Below are 7,117 nucleotides of genomic sequence, written 5' to 3'. Positions count from 1 at the left end.
TGCTGTCCAGCTCCAGCGCCTAGCCCCTCGAGGTCATAAGCCTATCGCAGCTGAAGGCAAAAAACGCCTTCTTCTGCGCTCGTCTTATGCTTGTCGGGGCTGAGCAAGGCGCTTACGCTTTTCTGCCTACCTCTCCATCAACCTGCACATCATCAATGCCTTTCCCACGATCTCCCCGTTGCTGAATGCCTCCACATCTACCTTTCCGAATTTTCGACCTGCTTCAAGTATTCTCGGCACCACTTCCAAAGTCGAATCCATTTGGACAGGCTTTAAAAAGTATATTGTCATACTTTCCACAGCAAGTTCCCCTTTTTTCTGCAACCTGAATAAACGGTTGGATGACTCCGCTACAATCGAAGTGAACACTCCGTAGGAAATCGTACCCATCTGGCTCGTCATTTGCGGACTGACTTCAAATGTAAAAGAAGGTTCTCCTGCATATTTGCTGTTGGTCAGCTGCTTTGAAATCGTATCATCAATCGTATCGCCTACCTGCGGCTGGCGCTGGATCATCTGCAACGCTTTCAGTACATCCTGCCGACTTATGATGCCTTCCAATCTTTGATGCTCGTCCACTACCGGAAGTACTTCTATCCCTTCCCATATCATCATATGGGCAACAGAAGCAACGCTTGTTTTTCTGCCGATGGTAATCGGATTTTTCGTCATTACTTTTTCAATGCCGACCTCCGGATCTTGTCCAATCACGTCTTTCCCGGTGACCATTCCCTGTACTTTATTGTTCAGATCCACTACCGGATACCTGCTGTGATCAGTTGTCTCTTTTTTGGAATACCAATCTGCCACTTTTTCCTTTGTATGAATTGTAATTGTCTTTTCCAGCGGAATAAAAATATCCTCGACAAGGATAATTTCTTTTTTAATCAGCTGGTCATAGATTGCGCGGTTAATCATAGCCGCTACAGTAAAAGTGTCATAACTTGTTGAAATAATCGGCAATTCCAACTCATCTGCAAGCTTCTTCACATGATCTTCGGTATCAAAACCACCTGTGATCAGCACAGCTGCCCCAGCCATTAATGCGTATTCATGTGCCTTCGTCCGGTTTCCGACAATCAACAGATTGTTTGCACCCGTATACCTCATCATGGCATCGAGCTTCATTGCACCAATCACAAATTTATTCAGTGTCTTATGCAGGCCGGCTCTTCCTCCAAGAACCTGGCCATCAATAATATTGACTACTTCTGCATACGTTAGCTTTTCTATATTTTCTTTTTTCTTTTGTTCAATGCGAATCGTCCCGACTCGCTCTATTGTGCTTACATATCCTCTGTTTTCGGCTTCTTTGATGGCCCTGTAGGCGGTTCCTTCACTGACACTCAAAGCTTTGGAAATTTGCCTCACAGAAATTTTCTCCCCTACAGGAAGTCCTTCAATATACCGAATGATTTGTTCATGCTTTGTTGACAAGCTTTTCACCCTTTTCGTTTACCGTACAATCATTATGATCATTATATAGCGAAAAGCCTGGTTCAGCAATCGATCTTTCCCTCAGTTTGCCCGCATGCGCCGTTTTGTCTTTTCAGGTAGAGCTTGCTTTGTGCCTTTCCTTCTCCATTGATTTGGAAATAAAAGAGCAGCCAGATTACCTGCAAAAACTAGAAAAGCAAAGGCCAGCCAGCTGATGGCAAACAGACCTTCCCATCCGGTGCCATACGGGTTGATCCTTGGCACAGCAAAGTAAAGGAGCGCACAGCAAATCAAAAGGCAAAGCAAATAACGGTTATACATATAAACTCCCCCTGCATACATAATCATAATTATCATATGCAGGGGGACGTCCTTATAGCTCGATTAAATCACCGGCATTCATTACTTTCCCGGTTATACCCTTTTTCAGCAGTTCAATAAAGCGCTGTGGATCCTGTTTAATCGGCGGGAACGTATTGTAATGGATGGGCACCACAGTTTTGGCCTGAATGAATTCAGCTGCAAGTGCAGCATCTTCCGGTCCCATCGTAAAATTGTCGCCAATTGGCAAAAATGCCAAATCAACAGGGTGACGCTCCCCGATCAGTTTCATATCAGAGAAAAGAGCGGTATCTCCCGCATGATAAATGGTCTTCCCTTCAGCCATCAATAATACACCAGCAGGCATTCCCAAATAAATCACCTGTTTGTCCTCTGTAAAGATGGCTGACCCATGGAAAGCCGGTGTAAATTTGACCTTTCCAAAGTCAAATTCATAGGCTCCTCCAATATGCATGGGATGCGTTTGGACTCCTTGCCATCCAATATAGGTTGCTAATTCGTTGGGAGCAATGACGAGAGAACCGGCTCGTTTCGCTAATTCTACAGTATCTCCCACATGATCGGAATGTCCGTGGGTCAGAATGATCGCATCCGGATTTTCATTTTCCGCTTTTAAATCTGTCAATTCATTTCCGGTAATAAACGGATCAATTAAAATCGTTTTTCCTTCTGTTTGTACTTTAACGACTGAATGACCATGATAAGAAACTTTCATCTGTGTTGTTACACTCCTTTTTATAAGTTGTTATATGTTCATTTCTAGAACCATTTGCGTATTCCTTCTTATATTATAGAATTGTCTCTTTCTTCTACAAATGCTACTCTCATTATAATAATAATAGAAAAGGAGATGGTCCTTTGAACGAACGGCTGGAATCGTTCTCTTCATGGTTGCAAGACCGCGAGATTGATGCTGCGTTTATTTCTTCACCCGATAATGTTTTTTATTTTACCAAATTTAGGTGTGAACCACACGAAAGGCTGCTTGGACTTGTTGTTTTTCAAGAAGCAGATCCTCTGCTCATTTGCCCTGAGATGGAAAAAGATGATGCCCAAAAAGTGGGATGGATGTATGAAATTTTGGGCTACCGTGACACCGATGACCCGTGGGATCTGACAGAAAAGAAAATTAAGTCCCGTATTTCTCAAATTCAAACATGGGCTGTGGAGAAGGATCATTTAAATATTGCAAGGTTTGAAGAGCTGACAACCAGGTTCCCACAGACATCTTTTATAAGGGCTGACGAAAAGTTAAATGAGTTAAGGCTCATCAAGGACCCTCACGAAATTCAACTGATTAAAAGAGCCTGTGAACTTGTCGACTTTGCTGTAGAAGTTGGCGTTCATGAGCTGGCTGAAGGAAAAACCGAACTCGATATTATTGCTGCCATCGATTACGAAATAAAGAAAAAAGGAGCGGGCATGTCATTTGACCCTCTCGTTTTGACAGGACCCAATGCAGCCTCTCCCCACGGGGTACCGGGCATGACACAAATTGAGCAGGGCCATTTCGTTTTGATGGATTTGGGAGTGGTTTACGAAGGCTATTGCTCTGATATTACGAGAACCGTAGCATTCGGGGAAATATCGGATGAACAAAGACGGATGTATGAAATAGTTTTGGAAGCCGAGCAAAGGGCTGTCTCTATGATCAAGCCCGGGATTCGGGCCAGGGATTTAGATGAGGCAGCACGAAAAGTTATAACAGAAGCAGGTTTTGGAGATTTTTTCACTCACCGGCTGGGCCACGGACTTGGAATCAGTGTACACGAGTATCCTTCCATTACGGGTACAAACGAACTCACTTTGGAACCTGGTATGATTTTTACGGTCGAACCTGGAATTTACGTGCCAAATACAGCAGGTATACGCATTGAAGATGACGTGCTTGTCACAACCGAAAATGTTGAAATTCTGACCACATATCCCAAAACTCTGCAAATGATTGGGTAACAAGAGCGCCAAACCTAAACTGTGCGGCGGTTTTAATTCATCATCGAGCTGCAGCAACCAGCTCAGGTAATTAAACTACGCCATTATTGGTTTGTCTTCTTTTTTCCACAGTCGGACCATTGGGGATTAAAGTCCAATTAAAAAAACCAGAGAAGGCTTTCTTCTACGCCTTCTCTGGTTTTTTCTCCAGCGCTTGTCGCCCCTAAGCGGGCGCCCTCCGCTTTTCTCTTGGCCAGCTCCGGGCACCTGGGGCTCGAGGTCGCTTCAAAAAAACCGATGAAGGCAAACTACACCTTCACCGGTTTTTTCTCCAGCGCTTGTCGCCCCTAAGCGGGCGCCCTCCGCTTTTCTATATTAAAATAATTCTTTTGCTTCAACGAACTCGTAGCCAAGGTCATCCGCAACAGCCTTGAATGTAACTTTTCCGTCAAGAACGTTGATTCCTTTGTAAAGTGGCTCGTTATCCAAGCAAGCTTGTTTATAGCCTTTGTTTGCAATTTGAAGCGCGTAAGGCACGGTTACGTTTGTCAAGCCCATAGTTGATGTTTGTGGAACAGCACCAGGCATGTTAGCCACAGCATAGTGAACAACACCGTGTTTTTCATATGTTGGGTTGTCATGAGTTGTTACTCTGTCACTTGTTTCAAAGATACCGCCTTGGTCAATAGCGATGTCCACAAGCACAGATCCCGGAGACATGGATTTAACCATTTCTTCAGACACTAGTTTAGGTGCTTTTGCTCCTGGAATCAGAACCGCACCGATGACAAGGTCAGCATCCTTAACCGCATTTGCGATGTTGAATGGGTTAGACATTAAAGTTTTAATGTCGTTTCCGAAAATGTCGTCAAGCTGGCGCAGACGGTCAACACTCAAGTCAAGAACAGTTACGTCAGCACCAAGTCCAACTGCCATTTTCGCAGCGTTCGTACCAGCTTGTCCACCGCCGATAACTACTACTTTTCCACGCTCTACGCCTGGAATTCCAGCTAAAAGTTTACCTTTTCCTCCGTATGTTTTGGAAAGGAATTGTGCACCAATTTGAGTAGCCATTCTTCCTGCAACTTCACTCATTGGAGAAAGCAGTGGAAGTGAACGGTTTGGAAGCTGAACAGTTTCGTAAGCGATCGCAACGACTTTCTTTTCAACCAATGCTTTAGTCAATGCTGGTTCTGCAGCTAGGTGTAAATAGGTGAAAAGAATTAAACCTTCACGGAAATAGCCGAACTCTTCTTCAAGAGGCTCTTTAACTTTCATAACCATTTCTGCGTCCCATGCTTCTTTAGCACTATTTACGATTTTAGCACCAGCTTCTATGTATTGCTCGTCTGTAAAAGATGAACCAAGTCCGGCACCCGTTTCAATATGTACCTCATGGCCTGCCTGAGTCAATGTATAGGCACCGGCCGGTGTCATAGCCACCCGGTTTTCATTACTTTTAATCTCCTTAGGTATACCAATAATCATTGTACTTTCCTCCTAACTTGTTCTGTTTGTCACAATATAGAATATATCACTTTAATCTCGTAAACGAAAGCCCTTTGGAGAAACATTTTTGTGAACACCACACCGAGGTGTAATAATAACACCTCGGCAGCAAATTTTGTTTTAAATATATCACTTGTTATTTCGAAGTACTTCCTTTATTGTTGAAACAATAAAATCTACGTCTTCATCCGTACAGGAAAGCGGTGGAGATAATGTTAAGATGTTGTTATATCCGGCAACTGTATCTCCATTCTTGCCAATAATCAATCCTTTTTCTCTGCATTCTGCAATGATTTTTCCGACACGCTCATTTGTCGCGGGCTCTTTGGTGTCCTTATCTTCCACCATTTCTATCCCCATTAAAAATCCTTTAATCCGAATATCCCCGACATACGGATGATCTTTCAGTTCTGCCAAATCTTGCTCCAATCGTTCACCCAATTCCGCAGAACGGGCCACAAGATTTTCTCTCTCCAAGATTTCCAAGTTTTTCAATGCGAGGGCGCATGCTGCCGGATTCCCTCCGAATGTATTTACATGGCGGAAGTGGCTGTTTTCTTCACTCTTTTTGAATGTTTCAAAAATCTCTTTCCTAACGGCAGTTACAGACAGCGGCAGATAGGCACTTGTCAGTCCTTTGGCCATCGAAATGATATCAGGCTTAATATTATAGTTCATATGCCCGAACATTTTACCAGTTCTACCGAAGCCACAGATGACTTCATCAATAATGAGCAATACGCCGTATTTTTTACAAATTTCTTGAACTCTTTCCATATAAACCGGATGAGGGATGATCACTCCTCCTCCAGTAATAATCGGCTCCATGATAATTCCGGCAATCGTTTCTTTTTGCTCCCATATAATTTTTTCTTCAAATTCCTGGGCTTTTTGAATATTAAACTCTTCCACGGACATGCCGGCTGGTCTGCGATAGCTGTCAGGCGGAGCAACATGTAAAAACCCGGGTACGAGGGGTTCGTATTTATATTTTCTAAGCGCCTGCCCTGTTGCGGATAGTGCCCCCATGGAGCTTCCATGGTAAGCACGATAGCGTGAGATAAACTTGAATCTTGACGCTTCACCATTCTGCTGATGGTACTGACGAGCAATTTTAAACGCTACTTCGTTTGCGTCTGAACCGCTGTTCGAATAAAAAATCATATAGTCGTCTTCTAAATATTCATTTAATTTAGCCGCCAGTTCAATAGCAGGCTGATGGCTTTGGGTCATCGGAGTATATGGCATTTGTACCATCTGGTCGTAGGCAGCTTTTGCAAGCTCTTCTCTTCCGTAACCGACATTTACACACCAAAGACCGGACATTCCATCCAGCACCCTATTACCCTGGTGATCTGTCATCCATGCTCCTTTGGCTTCAGTAAAAATTGTAGGTGGCTTTGCTTCGCTATAGGGTGAAATATGATGCCAAATATTTTGGCGGTCTCTTTCTACCAAAGAATCTGTTTGAGTTGTAGACATAAAACTACCCCTTTCTTTTACGGGCTGGCCCATCTTAATGGCCATCCGTACCCATTTAATAACTTGGATGTTTCCAAGCAGTCGAAATATATATCCTGGCGTACATCAAAACTTTTATAGATCTTCTCAATTTGAATGTACTGTGCGGGTTTTCGATTTACTGTCCGAATGTTCGGTTAACTGTCCGTGACTTCAGTTACTGTCCGGATATAAAGATTTTCTGTCCATGTGTTTCACGAATTGTTCAACCCGGATAAAGTTAAGCCGTCGAAGCTCAAGGCAACGGTCGCTCCCGATTTTTTAATTGGCCAGCTTTGGGCGACAGGGTCGCTTCAACAAACCCCATGAAGGCAAACTACGCCTTCATTGATTTTGTCTCCAGCGCTTGTCACCCCTGGCTGCGCCCTCCGCTTTT

General features: G+C 43.7%; 6 protein-coding genes. 1 reads left to right on the top strand and 5 read right to left on the bottom strand.

All coding sequences use genetic code 11. The features are described from left to right. Window positions 1-126: 126 nt before the first annotated feature. From ACFSCZ_RS17655 to ACFSCZ_RS17645, 3 genes are all read right to left on the bottom strand, one after another. Window positions 127-1,437, bottom strand: a complete 1,311-nt coding sequence (locus ACFSCZ_RS17655; protein WP_380775818.1) for a DRTGG domain-containing protein — start codon at window positions 1,435-1,437, stop codon at window positions 127-129. Window positions 1,438-1,518: 81 nt separating this feature from the next. Next, complete coding sequence (locus ACFSCZ_RS17650) at window positions 1,519-1,758, bottom strand: hypothetical protein (RefSeq protein ID WP_380775816.1); 240 nt, start codon at window positions 1,756-1,758, stop codon at window positions 1,519-1,521. A gap of 52 nt (window positions 1,759-1,810) precedes the next feature. Next, the gene (locus ACFSCZ_RS17645) at window positions 1,811-2,494 is read right to left on the bottom strand and encodes a metal-dependent hydrolase (protein ID WP_380775814.1); all 684 of its coding nucleotides are present in this window, start codon (window positions 2,492-2,494) and stop codon (window positions 1,811-1,813) included. A 143-nt stretch (window positions 2,495-2,637) separates the two neighbouring features. Here ACFSCZ_RS17645 and ACFSCZ_RS17640 point away from each other — a divergent pair, with 143 nt between their 5' ends. Beyond that, window positions 2,638-3,732: a M24 family metallopeptidase gene (locus ACFSCZ_RS17640; protein WP_380775812.1), complete on the top strand. Its 1,095-nt coding sequence runs from the start codon at window positions 2,638-2,640 to the stop codon at window positions 3,730-3,732. A gap of 354 nt (window positions 3,733-4,086) precedes the next feature. Here the strand turns inward: ACFSCZ_RS17640 and ald are convergent, their stop codons facing one another. Together ald and ACFSCZ_RS17630 are read right to left on the bottom strand one after the other, a co-directional pair. Continuing rightward, on the bottom strand, window positions 4,087-5,199 hold the full coding sequence (ald, locus tag ACFSCZ_RS17635; RefSeq protein WP_380775810.1) for an alanine dehydrogenase: 1,113 nt from the start codon (window positions 5,197-5,199) through the stop codon (window positions 4,087-4,089). 150 nt (window positions 5,200-5,349) lie between these two features. Then, window positions 5,350-6,702 carry an aspartate aminotransferase family protein gene (locus tag ACFSCZ_RS17630; RefSeq protein WP_380775808.1) on the bottom strand — a complete coding sequence of 451 codons (1,353 nt, stop codon included), beginning with the start codon at window positions 6,700-6,702 and terminating at the stop codon, window positions 5,350-5,352. Between the last annotated feature and the right edge of the window lie 415 nt (window positions 6,703-7,117).

Source organism: Siminovitchia sediminis (assembly GCF_042680885.1).
In the GTDB taxonomy this organism is placed as follows: domain Bacteria; phylum Bacillota; class Bacilli; order Bacillales; family Bacillaceae_C; genus Siminovitchia; species Siminovitchia sediminis.
Note: the sequence above shows the minus strand (reverse complement) of the source record. Positions and strands in the feature narration are given on the sequence as shown.

Bases quoted from the DNA above. Each gene is read 5' to 3' on its own strand.
- ACFSCZ_RS17650 (WP_380775816.1), bottom strand. From the start codon at position 1,758: ATGTATAACCGTTATTTGCTTTGCCTTTTGATTTGCTGTGCGCTCCTT.
- ACFSCZ_RS17645 (WP_380775814.1), bottom strand. From the start codon at position 2,494: ATGAAAGTTTCTTATCATGGTCATTCAGTCGTTAAAGTACAAACAGAA.
- ald (WP_380775810.1), bottom strand. From the start codon at position 5,199: ATGATTATTGGTATACCTAAGGAGATTAAAAGTAATGAAAACCGGGTG.
- ACFSCZ_RS17630 (WP_380775808.1), bottom strand. From the start codon at position 6,702: ATGTCTACAACTCAAACAGATTCTTTGGTAGAAAGAGACCGCCAAAAT.